Below are 17,556 nucleotides of genomic sequence, written 5' to 3' on the forward strand. Positions count from 1 at the left end.
CAATGTATAACCGCAATTAATCGCTAATTTAACCCTTAACTGACGGTTATACTAGACCGATATGAGCACCCTATACAATTGAGACATCAAATCAAACAAGGTTATTCCAAGAAAAACAAATCTGCCGCAATTCCATCCGCTAAAAACTTGCCTTGCTTGGTGGTGTGTAAAAGGGCTTCTTCCCAAAATAGCAATTGCTGTTCTGTGAATTTTTCCGATTGGTGCTCCAAATAGTTCGCGTAGTTCGGTCCAAATTCCTTGGCAATCTTCTCTTTGGATACGCCCCAAATAGTCCGGAGTCCCGTCATCACATATTCGTTGTACCGGTCGGTCAGGGTCAAGGTTTCCTTTTCACTTGGCAAGATCCCTTGTTGGATTTGTTTGATGTAGATGGAATTGTTTCGGATGTTCCAAGTGCGGGAAATTCCATCATACGAATGGGCAGACGGGCCGATGCCCAAATACTTCTTGCCTTGCCAATAGGCCGTATTGTTCTTGGAAAAATAGCCCGGTTTCCCAAAGTTGGAAATCTCATAGTTCACAAAACCGTGTTCTTCCAACACATCCACCAATATATGAAATTGCTCCTGTGCCTGACCGTCATCCACTTGGGGCACCGTTCCTTTTTGGATCAATTTTTCCAGTGCGGTTTTGGGTTCCACCGTTAAGGCATAGCTGGAGATATGGGGCAATCTGAAATCCAAGGCTTTTTGGATATTCGCTTTCCAACGGTCATGATCCATTCCTGGAATGCCATAGATCAGGTCGATGGTGATGTTATCAAAATGCTTGACCGCTTCCTCAATACAATTTTCGGCCTCTTGGGCATTGTGGGCACGGTTCATCAGTTTCAGATCTTCCTCAAAAAATGATTGGATGCCGATGCTGAGTCGGTTCACTGGACTTTTGGACAGTTGGATGATTCGATCATTGGACAAGTCATCGGGATTGGCCTCCAAGGTGATTTCTGGGTTTTCGATTACTTTGTAATGGTCATACACGGCTTGGATCAAGCGTTCCAATTCCTGCAACTCCAAAACCGAAGGGGTTCCACCTCCAAAATAAATGGTCTCGACAACCTCATCACCCAACTCGTTTTTGCGCAATTCCATTTCCCGTATTAAGGCATCCACCATCGCGTCTTTCTTCTTCATTTGGGTGGAAAAATGAAAATCGCAATAATGGCAAGCTTGTTTGCAAAAGGGGATATGGATGTAAATACCGCTCACTTATTTTCAATTAACAATAAACAATTTACAATGATCATTTGGTCCTTTTGGTGGTTTTGAGAATGGAGAACATGATTTTGGAAAGTTCATCTGCATCAACAATCAATTTGTGGGCAATTTCTTTGGAAATATACTCGGAATCCTTCAACAAGGACAACCAATATTTCACTTCCAAGCTCTCTTTATAGGCAATGGAAATCTTCGCGGAAAAATCAGCGTTGGAAATGGCCCCATTCGCTTCGGATATATTGGCCCCGATGGAAGTACCCGAACGCAGCAACTGTTTGGACAAAATGTATTCTTTGTTCGCGTGAATGATAGACTTGTACAGCTTGATAATTTTCAAAGCAAAGTCATATGACTTTTTCAATAATGGGTTCTCGGCTTGCATAAAGTAGGTTTTGGGATTCTAGAAGAAAATAATTGATTATTGTAAATTGTTTATTGTTAATTGGTCATTGACCATTGTTCATTGTTCATTGTTCATTGTTCATTGTTCATTGTTTATTGTTTATTGATTTTACCAGGGTTCTGTTTAACGAACGCCTCCCAACCTGTATAGCTTTTGCCGAGTTCCACCTTACCTTCATTATAAAAATGACAAACGGCCGCGGCCAGTCCATCCGTGCTGTCCAGATTTTTGGGCAAGGTTTTCAGTTTCAATACACTCTGAAGCATTTTGGCCACTTGTTCCTTGCTGGCATTTCCATTGCCGGTAATGGCCATTTTTATCTTTTTGGGCATGTATTCCGTGATGGGTATCTGCCTGGAAAGTCCGGCCGCCATAGCCACACCTTGGGCCCGACCCAACTTCAACATGGATTGGACATTTTTACCATAAAAAGGAGCTTCAATGGCAATTTCATCGGGATGGAAGGTATCGATGAGCTCAATCGTCCGTTCAAAGATGAGCTTGAGCTTGGTATAGGGATCATCGTATTTTTTGAGCATCAATTCGTTCATCTGCACAAAGTGCATCTGTTTGTTGATGACCTTGATGATTCCAAAACCCATAATGGTCGTTCCGGGGTCTATTCCCAATATGATCTTTTCCGTAGCCAAAATTTAAGGGGTATTTAAAACCAGTGGAAGCCTAAACCTAAGGCTTACCGGGTTGCCGCGTTTCAGGGCGGGTGCCACTGTGGTCAAATCGTTCAAACGCTCGGATATTTTATGGTTGAAATCTGAAATTTCATTGAGCACATCGGTTTTTTCCTCCACGTTCAGCACCGAAATAAAACCGTGTTCGTCCACCAAAAAATCGATATATACCGTATCATGCAATTCGTGGTCCACTTCAAAGGTAAGTCCGGCCAAGGCCTTGGAAAAGAAATCCAACATCACGCTTTCAAAACATTCCTTTTGTGCCTGCTTGGTCGCTGTTTCATCACAATTGTCAAAATGTGGGTATTGGTCCACATCGTTCCAATCAATGGCCATAAGTTCCTCATTGACCAGTTTTTGGGTCTTTTCCTCTTTGGACTCAAAGAGCTCGCAACTGCAAAGCAGACCAAAAAGAAAGAATAAGAACAAAAGCTTCCGCATAACAGCCCCGAGAATTTGGCTGAAATTACGATATTTTGAAGAAATCAGTTGCCCGCGTAGTGTATTTCCTCCTTGATCTCCGATACGCGCTTGATCACCCGCTCCTTGATGAAGGGGGTTAGATCGGGATACATTTCCAACAAGGATTCATAATACTGCAATCGGGTTTTGGGGTCTTTGTAATATTCATCGGCCAAAATACAGAACTGGTAATAGTTGTAAGGGTTGTCCTTGTTTTCTTCCCATGCTTTTTTGTAGTAGTCCATCGACTCCTTGGTCTTGTCCTGCAAGCGGGCGATGCGGCCCAAGTCGGCATACTCTTTTTCAAAGGTTACCGTGCGCTCCTCAATTGATTTTTTGATGTAGTATTGGGCACTGTCCAATTCCTTTTCCTGAAGGTACACCTGCCCCATACCGGAATAGGCATCGGCCAAAGACCAGGGATCTAGGGCCAACATGCGATACGCTTTGATGGCTTTTTCCGCATCGTAATTGCGGTAATAACTGAATGCCATGCGCTCCAAAATAAAAGGTCTGTCCTCTCCAAGTTCAATCAATCTTTCGAACCATGGAATGGCTTGCTTGTACTGCCCGTTGTTGTAATACGCCTGTGCCTTCAAATTGATCATGGAAACATCATCCTCATAAAATTTAAGCCCTTGGTCCACATAGACCAATGCGGAGTCCCGAATTTCTTGACCCACAAAATATTTGCCCAAAGCGTAGAGACTGCGCAAATGGGTACTGTCTTTGGCGACCGCCTTGCGGAAAGCGGTATTGGCCTCGTCCTGATTTTTTATTGATTCATAGGCTCTGCCCAGATAATAAAAGTACTCGGGGTTTTCCTGTCCTTTGGCAACCAAATCAAGAAAAGCCTCCAAAGCAGGTTGGTAGCTTTTGGTCTTTAAAAGGAGTTTGCCCAGTTCAAACCGGGCAATATCCATTCCGGGGTTATGGTTCAAGGTAGCTTTATATTGTGCAATGGCCTTTTCAAAATTCCCGATGGCATTGTAGGCACGGGCAATCTGAAGGCTCGCATTGGCATCCCCTATTTTGGCATACTCGTTTATGGCCGCGGTGTAATTGCCCAAGGTGTACAGACTATCCGCAACGGACAAAGCCGATGACTGTGCACCGGCTTTGGTCAATATCAACAAGAACAGAACTAAGAGTTTTCTCAATGGATTACATTATTTGAGTTTAAAGGTTATGGGGATGGAAAACACGACCTCGGCCGGTTGGCCATCCAATATACCTGGTTGCATTTTGGGGAGTCTTTTAATGATTCGTTCAGCTTCTGCCTCCAAAATAGGGCTTGGACCTCTTTTTTTAATATCGACAATTTCACCTTCACCATTTATGGTGAACATAATGGCTACCCTTCCTTGAATTCCCTGTTCCTGTGCCTCTTGGGGGTAATTAAAATGCTTACGGATATGGGTTCGAATACTTTCCATGAAACACTCCCGAGTGTCAGAAGCGTTTTCGCAGCCTGGAAAAATTGGTGCTTCATCAACGGTGGAAAAAGGAACCCAGCTTTCATCCCGTTCAGTCCATTTCTGTATCTCAGCATTGAGTTCTGCTTCATCACTACCCTCAAGTCTAAAGGTTATTGGAATGGAAAATGGCACATTTACAGGCTCCCCATTTTGCTTCCCTGGTTTCATTTGGGGCAATTTTGCCAAAATTCGTTCGGTCTCCTTTTCTAAAAGTTCGTGGGGACCTCTCATTTTTATATCCACAATATTTCCTTTTGGATCTATTCTAAAAATAGTGCTAACCCTTCCTTGAATCCCCTGTTCCTGTGCTGCTTCAGGATAATGGAAATTCTTGCGGATATGTTCCTGTATTTTTTCATTGAAACAAGCTCTTTTATCCTCAGCATCTTCACAGCCAGGAAAAACAGGCACCTCATCCACAGCTCCAAACGGGACCTCTTCTATTGCTTTCAACGAAACACTGGAATCTATTTCTTCGGTATTTTCTTCTTTCCCCGTTTCACAGGAAGTATATACCAACATCCCTAAAACCAAGGGCAACAACAATACATACTTTACCTGCCAAACGGCCTTTGATCGCTTTTTTTGTAACATGACTATTCGTTTTTTGATTAGTGACTTATTGAAAAATTGATTGACAAAACTGATATGCTGTGTCTTGAACGCTTCGGATAACAGCATTTCAAAATGCTCCCTTTTATTGTCCTTTACCACCTGGGCATCGGCAATAAATTCGTGCAATTCTGCCATCCGGTTTTGGTATACATAGGTCAACGGATTGAACCAAAACACAATCCTGGCGAGTTCAAAAAAGAGCAGGTCAAGAGTGTGCCTTTGTTTTACATGTACCAATTCGTGTGCAATGATGTTGGCTTCCTTTTCTTTTTGGATTTCTGTCCCCAAAAAGATGTTCCGGAAAAAGGAGAAGGCCAAGGTGCTACTTTGCACGGTGATCTTGTCATACTCTGGAAACTGTTGAATGGTTCCCGAACGCTTTAATCTTCTAATCTGAATCAGTTTTATCACAAACCAAAGAATGGACAACATACTTCCAAAAGCCAAGACTCCATAATACCAAGGCCAACTGGACCAAAAAGAAGTTTCGACACCTTTGGGCGTCAGGACCACCCCATCCAATTGCGTTAGGAATATGGTGACATTGCCCAGTTCTTGGGGCATGGTAGTCTTTAACATTTCAAACTTTACCCAGGGCAACACTAGGGACAATACAAAAGTGGTCAGCAGATACACCCTGTTCCATTGGAAAAAAGTTTCTTTCTTTAGAAAGAGGTCATAGGTCAACAAAAAGACCAACTGAAAGGCTAGGGTTTCCAAAATATAAGTGATCATTTCTCCTCTTCTTTAATGTTCTTCATGATTTCTTCCAGTTCTTTTAGGCTGATATCGTTCTTCTTCATAAAAAAGGACACCATGCTTTTGAACGATCCTTGAAAATATCCATCGACCAAGGTATTGAGCCGTTGGTTGCTGTACTCTTCCTTTTTAACCAAAGGAAAATATACATGCCCCTTCCCTACTTTTTCATGGGACACAAAACCTTTGTCCTCCAAAATCCGAATAATGGTAGAGACGGTGTTATACGCCGGTTTGGGTTCCGGCAATTCGTCCAATAGAGAGGCTACATTGGCCTTTTGCAATGTCCAGAGCAATTGCATAACCTCTTCTTCTGCTTTGGTGAGCTGTTTCATTTTAACTAACTTTTTAGTTCAATATGAAGCAAATATAACTAAATATTTAGTTTAAACTAATTTTTTAGTTAAAAAGTGAATAAAAAATCCGCCAAGGTATATTCCCCAGCGGATTCTTGTTTAAAACGAAACCGTGACTTTCCCTCGTAAATAAAAGGGCGTTCCCGGTGTAAAATGGATTTCCTCCACAGCCGTTGGTTCATTAAAAAGGCGGCTTTCCGTGGCAAATTGGGTTTCGTTCCATTTCGTGTCGAATAGATTCTCCACAATCAAACCAAACGTCCAATTCCTCAGACTGTAGTTCAATGTGGCATCGGTAACAAAATATCCTTCCGCTACGATGGAATTGTCCTCATTGGCAGGCCTGTCATCTACATACCGGTAGCTGATTCCACCTGAAAACCCTTCATTGTTGTTCCCGAGCGTAATACCTCCCACCATGGTAAAATCCGGCGCCAATGGAATATAATCCTCACCTTTTGCTTCTTCGGTACTGCGACCTTGGGTAACATTGGCGTCGGAATAGAGGTAGATCCAATCCAAGGGCTGGTACCTTGCCCCTACCTCAATACCCAATCTTCTGGTCTTGCCGCTAGGTTCCACTACCCCAGCATCACCCACGTACACAAATTCCTGATCCAGGAACAAACTCCATAAAGTGGCGTTCAAGACCAATTTGTCCACTGGTCTGATAATGGCACCCAAATCGACCCCATAGGCTGCTGGGAGTATATCCTTCCCATTATTGGCCACTACCACTCTGGCATCATTGGAGTGGAACCCGATTCCCGTTTTCAAGAAAATCTGGGTGTTCTCCGTTGGACTGTAGATGGTATTGAATTTGGGACTAAAAGCCACTTTTTCATCGCTCTGGTTATCATAAACCGTGCTGATTTTGTTCAGGTAATCGAACTTGAAATAATCCAACCGAACCGCAGGCTCCAAAGTAAACTTGCCCGATTTAAAGACTGCCCCTGCAAAGCCGTAGGTATTCACCTCATCAACATCGCCATAAGCCAATCGTTCCAATAGTTCCTGTCGGTTTCTGGTATGCGAGAGTTCCATGTCATCCACGTTATCATATCGAAAACCGATGCCTGCATTGTACTTAAAACGGAGTTCCCACAATTGTGCAGAATTGTCTTGGAACACGGTTTTTGCACCCATCAGAACCCTATTTTCCTTTTGCCTGATCTGATCTCCGTTCACTGGGTCTTCCAAGAAAAAGGTAAAATTGGAATAGAGTTCAAAATCATAATGGGACACAAAAGCCATGGTATGGAGCGATTTACCAATCCCAAGGTTCTTGTTGTGATCCAATACAAAGTTGGTCCTGCTTGTTTGCCCCCCTTCGGTGTCATCGATTGCGCCAAAGCGACCTATCAGTCCTTGGTCAATGGCCCTTTGAGGAACCTGCCCCGATGCATCCCATTTGCTAGAAAAATGCGATGCGGTCAACATCAACTCCTGATTACCGGGCAAGGCGTATCGGTACCGACCCATGATATTGAGACGGTTAAAATTTTGGGGCGAATCGAAAGCTCCATCAGTCAAGTACAGTTCCGAAGCCAAATACGCCGTACTGTTCCCTTGATCCATTACATTGAACATGCCCATAAACCTTCGTGTATTGAATTGGCCGACTTCTGTGGAAAGCATGCTTTTGTCCAAACGCTTCCGTAATCGGAGGTCCACATACCCCGCCGTGTTGAAGTCACCCTGTTCCATATAATAAGGACCTTTGCCGAAGTTTACATTTTCTATGGTCTCCGGAATCACAAAATGAAGATCGGCATAGCCTTGCCCATGGGCATGGGAGACCATGTTCACCGGCATTCCATCCACACTGATGGCCACATCGGTACCGTGGTCCACATCAAAACCCCGTAAAAAAATCTGTTCGGCTTTTCCTCCCCCGGCGTGTTGGCCGATGATCAATCCGGGGACTTTTCTCAGGATTTCCTGCGAGGATTTCACGGGATTGGTCTTTACGTCTACATCCACAACCCTGCTCAGGGCATCCACTTTGGCCACCAGCACCACTTGATCCAAGGAAATGGAACCTTCCTTGAGCATAATGGTCACTGGTTTATTTAAATCCGATGGCGCAATCACCTTGGTGAGGGTCTCAAATCCCAATCGGGAAAAATAAATGGTATCGTTTACTGATGTTTGGTCCAAAACAAAATGTCCCGTACCGTCAGAATGGCTATGTTGGCCGTTGGTCTTGTTGAAAATGCCCACATCCTCCAATGCAGAATCAGCTTCGTCGACCACTTGTCCTTTTAAATTTTGCGCAGCAATTGTGCCCATGCAAAGCATGGACAGAGCCGCCATAAAATATTTCATGTCGTTGTCTTTAAAATTGATTTGTAAAAAAACTAGTATCTGTCTAGCGCGTCAGAAAAGTTCATTTGAATGTCATGCTGAACAAGTTTCAGCATCTCTTTCGTAATGTGACCCTGAAACAAGTTCAGGGTGACGGTTTAGGAACGCTTCTAGTAAATCAGCTAAGATTAATTCAGCTGTGTCGGGGAGGAGGTGTGGTCACATCTTCGTACCCAATAGAAGTTGTGTTGTGGTACACCCAATGGGTTTTGGTATTCGTGGAAAGTATATACTCAAATACAATATCCTGTCTTTCAACAAAATGTTTGTCAAACTTAAAACTAATGGTGTTATTGGATTCCTGCTCGTCCTGCTGATTGGTATTCAACAACTCTTTCAAGGCCTCCAATGCCTCGTGGGAGTGTCCGGCCATGGCTTCCAAGGATGAATAATCCACTTCTTCTTCGGCAAAAAAACTGTGGTGGTGCGTCTTTGGCCCCATGAAGTGGGACACCTCGTGCAATCCTTCCAACACCAGACCATTAAAAAGTCCAATGATGTAGAACGTGCAAAGTAAAGCGCATCCTACCTGTGCAAACCTTGATTTCCGATATGTTTTTGTCGTTTTCAAAACCTATGGGCTATCTTCTTCAAATCTACTTACGAAATTTGAAAGCGAAGGGTTTTATTATCACTTGTTTGTAACATTTGTGGGCTACATTTGTCTAACAGGAAAAGAAAACCATGGACATTGCCCTATTGATTTTGGGATTTCTATTGATGCTGGTCGGCATTTTGGGTAGTTTTTTGCCCGTGTTGCCCGGACCACCCATAAGTTGGGTTGGACTTCTATTGCTCTATTTGACCAAGGCAGTCCCCGATAATTGTTGGGTTCTAGGCATTACCTTGGTTATTGCTTTGACTATTACCATATTGGATTATGTGATTCCGGCAATGGGTACCAAACGCTTTGGGGGCACCAAAGCAGGCATGTGGGGTACCATTATAGGCCTACTTGTTGCCATATTTGTCCCTGTTTTTGGTCCTTTCGGGATTATCATCTGGCCCTTTATTGGAGCTTTGGTAGGCGAGTTAATGAACAAGGCCAATCAAAAAACCGCCCTGAAGGCGGCTTTTGGTTCTTTTTTGGGCTTTTTGACGGGTACCTTTATGAAACTTGTATTAACCGTCATGTATGCCATTTTCTATGTGTACATTGCTGTGAAATACGCTGGCGAACTCTTTACCTTTAGTTAGTCCAACCACTCTACTTTTTCCGCAATGGGTGTACGGCTAGATGATTCCACTTCACCATCATAATAACCCATATACAAAAATCCAAGACATTTTTCACCTTCGTTCAGGTCAAAGAATTCACCCATGAACTTGATCAGTCCCGGTGATGCCCAATAACAGCCTATGCCCAGTTCGGTACAGCACAACCACATATTCTGTACAGCCATGGAAACAGCCGCTATTTCCTCCCATTCGGGCAGACTTTCCATAGGATCACGTTGCATGCAAATGGCAATGGCAGCAGCGGAACGAACCGCATTGTCCTCCAATTTTTTAATAGTGACCTGCTTTGGCTTGGGGTCTACTGCTTGGTATTTTTGAGAAAGAAATGCACCCATTTCATCCTTTTTCTTACCAGTCAACACCTTGAAACGCCACGGCTCCGTTTTCTTGTGGGTTGGGGCCCAATTGGCGGCCTCCACAATTTTTTCCAACGTTTCTTTGGAAATAGGCTTATCGTTGTATTGAACAGGAAAAATGCTCCTCCTTTTCGCTATAAGATCAAAAATCATACTTATTAAAATTAAATAGTAAATAATATGTCAGTTCGAGTTTTTCCTTTAGGAAAAGTATCAAGAACTTAATTTGTCCGTAATTCTCGATACTATTTTCTTCATTTCACTTCAAAAATCACTCGAATTGACAAATTCAAAGGTACTCCCCAAAAACATGTCGTCATAATTTCAAGAGCAAATCCATACAGTTTTTTAACGCTGGATTCCGATTATCAGCTTTCCAAACCATGGACAATACTGCCCTTTGCTTAATCTGTTTCATCTCGATGAACTTTACCTCCATCTGAAATCCATGTTGCAATGTGGTAGGGACAATGGCAATACCCAATTTGTTCTCCACCAACTTAAAAATGGTCTGTGCATGAACCGATTTATGGGACACTTTCGGCACAAAACCACTGTCCTCACAAATGCTCAATACCGTATCGTAATACTCAGGGCTGTAATCTTGGGCGAAGAGTATAAAATCCTCAAGGACCAACTGGTCAATACTCTTGAAGTTTTTGCTATCAATAGGATGGTCTTGGGGCAACACCAATGAAAAAGTATCTTCAAAAACAGGTTTGACCTCCAAGCCTTTGGGCACTCTGGACATCCGCACAAACCCCAGATCCAACCGATCAGAAAGGATGGCATTCATCTGTGCCCGGTTAGACAATTCTTCCAAAGTGGTGTGCAACAAAGGATATTTTTCCTTTAATCCCACTAAAAGATCAGGGACCACGTTCTGCATGGCCGAACCCAAAAATCCGATCCGTACCTCGCCCATGTGGCCGTGCCCGATAAGTTTCAATTGCTTTTTTGTCTGATCCAGATGGTTCAGGATGAATTCCACTTCCTTTTTTAGAAATTCCCCGGCCGGGGTCAAACGCACCTTCTTTTTGTCCCTCACAAAGAGTTGGGTCTGTAAGATTTCTTCCATCTGCTTGATTTGGGTACTCAATCCTGGCTGCGAAATGAAGAGTTTCTCGGCCGCTTTTCTATAGTGCAATTCTTCGGCCACGGCCAAAAAGTAGATGAAATGTCGAAGTTCTACTTGATAATTCATAGTTATTAAATAATACAAAAATAAGTATTGGTAATTATCATATGCAAATGCTAATTTTATATCAAAAGATATCCCATGTCGCACATCAAGACATTTCAATATGGTGAGGACCACCTGACTGCCGGTTTGGCCCTTGGTCTGGCAGACGACACTGTAAAAGGAATTTTATCCGATACCTGCCTCAAAAAAGTCAATGCCAGCCACCAAAGGGTACAACGCATTGTGGAAAAAGGCCATACAGTATATGGTATCAACACAGGTTTTGGCCCCTTGTGCAACACCAAAATTTCGAAGGAAGACACCAAAATCCTTCAATCCAACATACTACAGAGCCATAGTGTTGGGGTGGGCACACCCATTTCCAACCAATTGGCCAAGATCATGCTTATCCTGAAGATTCATGCACTCGCCAAAGGCTTTTCGGGCATTGCCGAAACCACTTTACAACGCATGTTGTGGCATTTGGAACATGATGCGATTCCAGTGGTTCCCAGTCAGGGTTCAGTAGGGGCTTCAGGCGATTTGGCTCCGTTGTCACATTTGTTCCTTCCGTTGATCGGTTTGGGCAAAGTGGAATACCAAGGAAAAACTATCACCACCCAAGAGCTTTTCCAAAAAACCGGATTACAACCTTTGGAGCTGGGTCCCAAAGAAGGATTGGCCTTGATCAACGGCACACAATTCATTGCGGCCCATGGGGTGCTTGTGCTTCATAAATTGCAACATTGCCTAAAACATGCCGACATTATTGGAACCATGATGATCGAGGGACTGCAAGGATCTTTGAAACCGTTTCATGAAGAACTGCACCAACTCCGTCCTTTTAAAGGCAACCAACATGTGGCAGGTAGAATCCGCACCTTGCTCCAAGGTTCCGAAATATTGGAAGACCACATCGATTGTGAACGGGTACAGGACCCCTACTCCCTTCGTTGCATTCCACAGGTACACGGAGCATCAAGAAATACGTGGTTGCATCTAAAAGAATTATTGGAAATCGAACTCAATTCCGTGACCGACAACCCTGTCATCATTGATGACGAACTCACCATCAGCGGAGGAAATTTTCACGGTCAGCCTTTGGCCATGGCTTTGGATTATGCCGCTTTGGCCGCATCTGAAATCGGGAATATTTCGGACCGACGCATTTACTTGGCGCTGGAAGGGAATAGTCCAGGTGTTCCCAAATTGTTGATGAAGGACACCGGGATCAATTCGGGCTATATGATCCTGCAATACACTTCGGCCGCTTTGGCCAGTGAGAACAAGAGCCTTTGTTTCCCCGCCAGTGCCGATAGCATCCCCACATCCTTGGGACAAGAGGACCATGTGAGCATGGGTTCCATCAGTGGACGAAAGGCCCTGCAAATCATTGAAAATGTTGAAAAAATATTGGCCATTGAACTGTTGACTGCTGCCCAAGCCTTTGAGTATCGCAAACCTTTAAAATCAGGGATTGTGTTGGACGAAATCCATACCTTCCTAAGAACCAAAGTCGCGTTTGCCGAGCATGACAGGGTATTTGCTGATGATATCGAAATAGGAATCGAAATCATCCAAAACAACGACATTATTCATTTGGTGGACCAAGTGATGAAAGACAACAACCTCTCCTGGAACACCCCGCACCAGGAAGCATTTGAAATCTACTAGTATGAAACCACTTTTGATCGGACCCTTTTCCCAAGTATTGCCAATGACAGGTTTACCCATGAAAGGGGCTTTGAAAGATGAACAATTGCTCCTAATTGAAAACGGGGGCATTGTGGTATCCGAAGGAAAAATTGTGGCCATCGGCATTTTTGAAGACTTGAAATCAAATGAAGTCGACATCCATCACATAGAAGGCAAGACCGTTTGCCTCCCCGGATTTGTGGATTCCCATACCCACATCTGCTTTGCAGGAAGTCGCGCTCGGGATTATGCGTTCAGAAATGCTGGAAAGTCCTATTTGGAAATTGCCAAGGCAGGTGGAGGCATATGGGACACGGTGACCCAGACCAGAAAAGCTACCCAAGAGGAATTGGTTTCGGGAATCATTTCCAGAAGCAAAACACACTTTCGTAACGGCATCACCACCCTAGAGGTGAAAAGTGGGTACGGTCTTTCTGTGGATGAAGAACTAAAAATGCTTCGGGCCATTAAACAGGCCAATGAAAAAGTAGCGGCCACCTTAGTGCCGACTTGCTTGGCGGCCCACATGAAACCTAAGGATTGGAACCATCAGACGGAATATCTTGAAGAAATAAGCACGACTCTTTTTCCCATCCTGAAATCTGAAAACCTGGCCCATCGCATCGATGCCTTTGTGGAGGAAAGTGCCTTTTCTCCTGAAGAAATCAAACCCTATTTTCAAAAGGCCAAAGCCATGGGATTTGACATTACTGTACATGCCGACCAATTCACTACTGGGGGAAGTCAAATAGCGGTAGATTTTGGAGCATTAAGTGCCGATCATTTGGAAGCCAGCACCGAAAAGGAAATACAGCTTTTGGCGAAAAGTGAAACCATCTCCACGGCATTGCCCGGCGCTTCGCTAGGTTTGGGCTGCGCCTACACACCGGCCCGAAGAATTTTGGATGCCGGCGGGGCATTGTCCATCGCCAGCGACCACAACCCAGGCTCTGCCCCCATGGGCGACCTGTTGACCCAGGCCAGCATTTTGGGTACTTTCGAAAAACTTTCAAACACCGAAGTTTTGGCTGGCATCACGTTTAGAGCCGCAGCAGCATTGCGCTTGGCCGACAGGGGAAAATTGGAACCAGGGACTTGGGCCGATTTCGTCGTTTTCCCAACGGATAATTACCAAGATATCACCTATTACCAAGGGCAAATGAAACCCAGTGAAGTCTGGAAAAAAGGAGAACCCATCCATCAAAACGATTGAGCATGACCACAACATTGACCAATTTTCAAGCACAGCTATTACAAGGAATTCCGGAGCAACTTCCCGCTAAAAGGCCCTATCCCAAAAACGGGAATCCAGCACCAAAACGGAAAGACATCCTCTCCAAAGAAGAGAAGAAATTGGCCGTGCAAAATGCGCTGCGTTATTTTCCGAAAAAATGGCATGGGGAACTCGCCCATGAATTTGCCGAAGAACTGAAAACGTATGGAAGAATCTACATGTACCGCTTTAAACCGGAATATGATATGTATGCCCGGCCTATTTCGGAATATCCTGCCAAAACCCATCAAGCGGCGGCCATTATGCTGATGATCCAAAACAATTTGAACCCAGCGGTGGCACAACATCCCGAAGAACTCATCACGTATGGAGGCAACGGGGCCGTTTTTCAAAATTGGGCTCAATACCTGTTGACCATGAAATATTTGGCGACCATGACAGAGGAACAGACCCTGCACATGTATTCCGGGCATCCGATGGGATTGTTCCCATCATCCAAAGAGGCCCCAAGGGTGGTGGTCACCAACGGGATGATGATCCCCAACTATTCCAAACCCGACGACTGGGAAAAATACAATGCTTTGGGTGTTACACAATATGGACAGATGACTGCCGGTTCTTACATGTACATAGGTCCACAAGGCATTGTGCACGGAACGGCCATTACCGTGATGAACGCCTTCCGAAAAGTGTTGGACAAGAAGGATTCACCAAAGGGGAAAGTGTTCCTGACCGCAGGATTGGGAGGCATGAGCGGGGCACAACCCAAAGCTGGCAACATTGCTGGCTGTATTACTGTTTGTGCCGAAGTGAATCCCGAAGCGGCCAAAAAAAGGCACGAACAAGGTTGGGTGGATGAACTTTTGGTAGACCTTCAATTGTTGATGGTTCGGGTAAAGGAAGCCATTGCCAACGAAGAAACCGTATCCTTGGCCTACATAGGTAATGTGGTGGATGTTTGGGAGCATTTTTATGAGGAAGGCATTTTTGTACACCTAGGTTCCGATCAGACTTCCTTGCACAATCCTTGGGCAGGCGGGTATTATCCCGTTGGGCTTTCGTTTGAAGAAGCGAATACCTTGATGGTCGAAAATCCCGAAGCGTTCAAGGAAAAAGTACAGGAATCCCTCCGCAGGCAGATCAACGCCATTAACAAACACACGGCCAAAGGCACTTACTTTTTTGATTACGGGAATGCCTTTTTGTTGGAAGTTTCCCGTGCCGGTGGCGATGTGATGGCCAAAAACAACATCGATTTTAGATATCCTTCGTATGTACAGGATATTTTAGGGCCCATGTGTTTTGATTATGGTTTTGGACCTTTTAGATGGGTGTGTACTTCGGGCAATCCAAAAGATCTTCAAAAAACGGATGCCATTGCGTTGGAAATCATGAAAAAAATCAAAGCGGAGGCTCCGGAGGAAATCCAACAACAAATGCAGGACAACATCAAATGGATCTCCGAAGCGGAGCAGAACAAATTGGTAGTGGGTTCCCAGGCCCGTATCCTATATGCCGATGCCGAAGGGAGAAGCAAGATTGCCGATGCCTTCAATACGGCCATTGCCAATGGCGAGATCAGTGCCCCAGTGGTTTTGGGTCGCGACCACCACGATGTAAGCGGAACCGATTCTCCCTTTAGGGAGACCAGCAATATTTATGACGGCAGCAAGTTCACTGCTGATATGGCCATCCACAATGTGATTGGCGACAGCTTTAGGGGAGCCACCTGGGTATCCATCCACAATGGTGGTGGTGTAGGTTGGGGCGAGGTCATCAACGGGGGCTTTGGTATGGTGCTGGATGGTTCGGAGGAAGCTTCCAACCGATTGAAAAAGATGTTGTTCTACGATGTGAACAACGGTATATCCCGAAGAAGTTGGGCCCGTAACAAAGAAGCGTTGTTTGCCATTCAACGAGAAATGGACCGTACTCCAAATTTAAGGGTAACTTTACCAAATCTGGTGGAACCGAATATACTGGACGACCTTTTTTAATGTGATGAAACACTACGAGCCCCCAAAAAAGAACCTCTGGACAGGACGCATTTCCAACAAGTGGTTGTACCTCCACGAAAAAGTGCATTGTACCCCCTTGGTCGAAATTCCCGAAGCCCAGAAAAAATCCATCGCCCTATTGGGTTATGCCTGTGATGCCGGGGTGCACCGCAACCAAGGAAGGGTCGGAGCCGTGGATGGACCGGATGCCATAAAAAGCAGTTTTGGAAAAATGCCCAACCACTTGGCCAGTCATGTTTTGTTGCACGATGTGGGCTCCATCACCTGCACCAATAGTGATATGGAAGCATCTCAGGACCAACTTGCCGAAGCCGTTGCCATTCTTTTGGAAAAAAAGCAATTTCCTATTGTGCTGGGTGGCGGGCACGATATGGCCTATGGCCATTATTGTGGCATTAAGCAATACCTGGATGCAAAAAAGGAAGGCCAGACCATCGGTATCATTAATTTTGATGCCCATTTCGACCTTCGGAAAAATACGGAACAGGGCAATTCCGGCACCCCATTTTATCAGATCGCCCAAGATTCCCAGAAAGAAGGCATCAATTTTAATTACCTCTGCCTCGGTATCCGAAAAGATGCCAATGACCGCAATCTTTTTCAAACCGCCCGGGATCTGGATGTTACTTATGTCATGAACGACACCTTTCAAGTTCCACTATTACAAGAAATTACCACTTGGATCAACGCTTTTGCGAAAAACGTGGACCAAGTGTATGTCACCATCGATCTGGACGGGTTTTCCTCGGCGTTTGCTCCAGGGGTAAGTGCTGCTTCACCCATGGGTTTTACCCCGCACATTGTTTTGGAATGCCTAAAGACCATTATCTCCACTGGTAAACTGATCAGTTTGGACATTGCTGAGATGAACCCCAAGTATGACATTGATGGGCAAACAGCCAAACTGGCCGCTTCTTTGGTGCACCATGTAGCGCATACGGTTTCAGGGAGTTGACATTACCTTGAATCGTCATTCTGAGATTTCTCACACTCTACCGATACTTAATCGGTATTCGGTTCGAAATGAAAATAGGGAAATTTATGATTCCAGAACAAAAACAATAAAAAGAGTAACACGTCATTTCGAAATGAGGAGCTTAGCGACGATTGAGAAATCCAATTGTCATTCTGAACGGAGTGAAGAATCTAATGCAAGGAATGGTTTGACACGAATGGCACTAATTTTCACTAATACATATCAAGAAGAGGATTCCGCTTTTCGGCGGAATTAGTTCAACCACAAACAAAAAAAGCCTTCCAAACGGAAAGCCTTTCATTGGCAAGCATCGCTTCGATGCTTCAACCTGATTCCAATCGCTGGGATTGAAATCCAACACAACAGGACAAAGATAGTAAAGGTTTTGGATTTATAGGATTCAATTGCTTCTTTTTGAAATAGCACCTTTTAAATTCGCTATTTATTGTCAGGCCGAGCGCAGTTGAGACCTCATAAAATTGCTG

16 protein-coding genes are annotated in these 17,556 nt (G+C 44.4%); 5 read left to right on the top strand and 11 right to left on the bottom strand.

Annotated elements, in window-relative coordinates:
- Positions 1 to 101: 101 nt before the first annotated feature.
- The 9 genes from hemW to D2V05_RS16090 form a co-directional block, all read right to left on the bottom strand.
- Positions 102 to 1,229 carry a radical SAM family heme chaperone HemW gene (hemW, locus tag D2V05_RS16050; RefSeq protein ID WP_119648574.1) on the bottom strand — a complete coding sequence of 376 codons (1,128 nt, stop codon included), beginning with the start codon at positions 1,227 to 1,229 and terminating at the stop codon, positions 102 to 104.
- Between the two features lie 34 nt (positions 1,230 to 1,263).
- Positions 1,264 to 1,620: a four helix bundle protein gene (locus tag D2V05_RS16055; protein WP_119648575.1), complete on the bottom strand. Its 357-nt coding sequence runs from the start codon at positions 1,618 to 1,620 to the stop codon at positions 1,264 to 1,266.
- Positions 1,621 to 1,733: 113 nt separating this feature from the next.
- Positions 1,734 to 2,291 carry a crossover junction endodeoxyribonuclease RuvC gene (gene ruvC, locus D2V05_RS16060; RefSeq protein WP_119648576.1) on the bottom strand — a complete coding sequence of 186 codons (558 nt, stop codon included), beginning with the start codon at positions 2,289 to 2,291 and terminating at the stop codon, positions 1,734 to 1,736.
- A gap of 3 nt (positions 2,292 to 2,294) precedes the next feature.
- Complete coding sequence (locus tag D2V05_RS16065; protein WP_119638469.1) at positions 2,295 to 2,774, bottom strand: hypothetical protein; 480 nt, start codon at positions 2,772 to 2,774, stop codon at positions 2,295 to 2,297.
- A gap of 44 nt (positions 2,775 to 2,818) precedes the next feature.
- Positions 2,819 to 3,955, bottom strand: coding sequence for a tetratricopeptide repeat protein (locus D2V05_RS16070; RefSeq protein WP_119648577.1), 1,137 nt, complete (start codon positions 3,953 to 3,955; stop codon positions 2,819 to 2,821).
- A gap of 9 nt (positions 3,956 to 3,964) precedes the next feature.
- Entirely contained in the window at positions 3,965 to 5,623 is a 1,659-nt protein-coding gene (locus D2V05_RS16075; RefSeq protein ID WP_119648578.1) for a M56 family metallopeptidase, read from the bottom strand.
- Positions 5,620 to 5,982 (bottom strand): BlaI/MecI/CopY family transcriptional regulator, encoded by a 363-nt coding sequence (locus D2V05_RS16080; RefSeq protein WP_119648579.1) that lies wholly within the window; start codon positions 5,980 to 5,982, stop codon positions 5,620 to 5,622. The genes D2V05_RS16075 and D2V05_RS16080 overlap by 4 nt, the downstream gene beginning before the upstream one ends.
- Positions 5,983 to 6,102: 120 nt before the next feature.
- Positions 6,103 to 8,331, bottom strand: a complete 2,229-nt coding sequence (locus tag D2V05_RS16085; protein ID WP_119648580.1) for a TonB-dependent receptor — start codon at positions 8,329 to 8,331, stop codon at positions 6,103 to 6,105.
- Positions 8,332 to 8,503: 172 nt separating this feature from the next.
- Positions 8,504 to 8,941 (bottom strand): hypothetical protein, encoded by a 438-nt coding sequence (locus D2V05_RS16090; protein ID WP_147378300.1) that lies wholly within the window; start codon positions 8,939 to 8,941, stop codon positions 8,504 to 8,506.
- Positions 8,942 to 9,054: 113 nt separating this feature from the next.
- On the opposite strand from D2V05_RS16090, the gene D2V05_RS16095 reads away from it, so the two are divergent.
- Entirely contained in the window at positions 9,055 to 9,567 is a 513-nt protein-coding gene (locus tag D2V05_RS16095; RefSeq protein WP_119648582.1) for a DUF456 domain-containing protein, read from the top strand.
- Here D2V05_RS16095 and D2V05_RS16100 read toward each other — a convergent pair.
- Both D2V05_RS16100 and D2V05_RS16105 read right to left on the bottom strand, forming a co-directional pair.
- Entirely contained in the window at positions 9,564 to 10,118 is a 555-nt protein-coding gene (locus tag D2V05_RS16100; RefSeq protein WP_119648583.1) for a nitroreductase family protein, read from the bottom strand. The two genes, D2V05_RS16095 and D2V05_RS16100, sit on opposite strands and share 4 nt — an antisense overlap.
- Before the next feature lie 163 nt (positions 10,119 to 10,281).
- Positions 10,282 to 11,169, bottom strand: a complete 888-nt coding sequence (locus D2V05_RS16105; RefSeq protein WP_119648584.1) for a LysR substrate-binding domain-containing protein — start codon at positions 11,167 to 11,169, stop codon at positions 10,282 to 10,284.
- A 75-nt stretch (positions 11,170 to 11,244) separates the two neighbouring features.
- Between D2V05_RS16105 and hutH the strand changes: the two genes are divergently transcribed.
- Genes hutH through hutG form a run of 4 tightly spaced genes read left to right on the top strand, consistent with a single transcriptional unit; the run spans position 11,245 to position 17,050 of the window.
- A complete protein-coding gene (hutH, locus tag D2V05_RS16110; RefSeq protein ID WP_119648585.1) occupies positions 11,245 to 12,822 on the top strand; it encodes a histidine ammonia-lyase in 1,578 nt (525 codons plus the stop codon).
- Between the two features lies 1 nt (position 12,823).
- Positions 12,824 to 14,056, top strand: a complete 1,233-nt coding sequence (hutI, locus tag D2V05_RS16115) for an imidazolonepropionase (RefSeq protein WP_119648586.1) — start codon at positions 12,824 to 12,826, stop codon at positions 14,054 to 14,056.
- Positions 14,057 to 14,058: 2 nt separating this feature from the next.
- Entirely contained in the window at positions 14,059 to 16,074 is a 2,016-nt protein-coding gene (locus D2V05_RS16120) for a urocanate hydratase (RefSeq protein ID WP_119648587.1), read from the top strand.
- Positions 16,075 to 16,078: 4 nt separating this feature from the next.
- Positions 16,079 to 17,050 carry a formimidoylglutamase gene (gene hutG, locus D2V05_RS16125; RefSeq protein ID WP_119648588.1) on the top strand — a complete coding sequence of 324 codons (972 nt, stop codon included), beginning with the start codon at positions 16,079 to 16,081 and terminating at the stop codon, positions 17,048 to 17,050.
- The last annotated feature ends 506 nt before the right edge of the window (positions 17,051 to 17,556 follow it).

Source organism: Flagellimonas pelagia, assembly GCF_003584135.1.
GTDB classification, from domain to species: Bacteria; Bacteroidota; Bacteroidia; order Flavobacteriales; family Flavobacteriaceae; genus Flagellimonas; species Flagellimonas pelagia.

Coding starts and splice junctions, on each gene's coding strand:
- D2V05_RS16055 (WP_119648575.1), bottom strand. CDS start 1,620: ATGCAAGCCGAGAACCCATTATTGAAAAAGTCATATGACTTTGCTTTG.
- D2V05_RS16065 (WP_119638469.1), bottom strand. CDS start 2,774: ATGCGGAAGCTTTTGTTCTTATTCTTTCTTTTTGGTCTGCTTTGCAGT.
- D2V05_RS16075 (WP_119648578.1), bottom strand. CDS start 5,623: ATGATCACTTATATTTTGGAAACCCTAGCCTTTCAGTTGGTCTTTTTG.
- D2V05_RS16080 (WP_119648579.1), bottom strand. CDS start 5,982: ATGAAACAGCTCACCAAAGCAGAAGAAGAGGTTATGCAATTGCTCTGG.
- D2V05_RS16085 (WP_119648580.1), bottom strand. CDS start 8,331: ATGAAATATTTTATGGCGGCTCTGTCCATGCTTTGCATGGGCACAATT.
- D2V05_RS16095 (WP_119648582.1), top strand. CDS start 9,055: ATGGACATTGCCCTATTGATTTTGGGATTTCTATTGATGCTGGTCGGC.
- D2V05_RS16100 (WP_119648583.1), bottom strand. CDS start 10,118: ATGATTTTTGATCTTATAGCGAAAAGGAGGAGCATTTTTCCTGTTCAA.
- D2V05_RS16105 (WP_119648584.1), bottom strand. CDS start 11,169: ATGAATTATCAAGTAGAACTTCGACATTTCATCTACTTTTTGGCCGTG.
- hutH (WP_119648585.1), top strand. CDS start 11,245: ATGTCGCACATCAAGACATTTCAATATGGTGAGGACCACCTGACTGCC.
- hutI (WP_119648586.1), top strand. CDS start 12,824: ATGAAACCACTTTTGATCGGACCCTTTTCCCAAGTATTGCCAATGACA.
- D2V05_RS16120 (WP_119648587.1), top strand. CDS start 14,059: ATGACCACAACATTGACCAATTTTCAAGCACAGCTATTACAAGGAATT.
- hutG (WP_119648588.1), top strand. CDS start 16,079: ATGAAACACTACGAGCCCCCAAAAAAGAACCTCTGGACAGGACGCATT.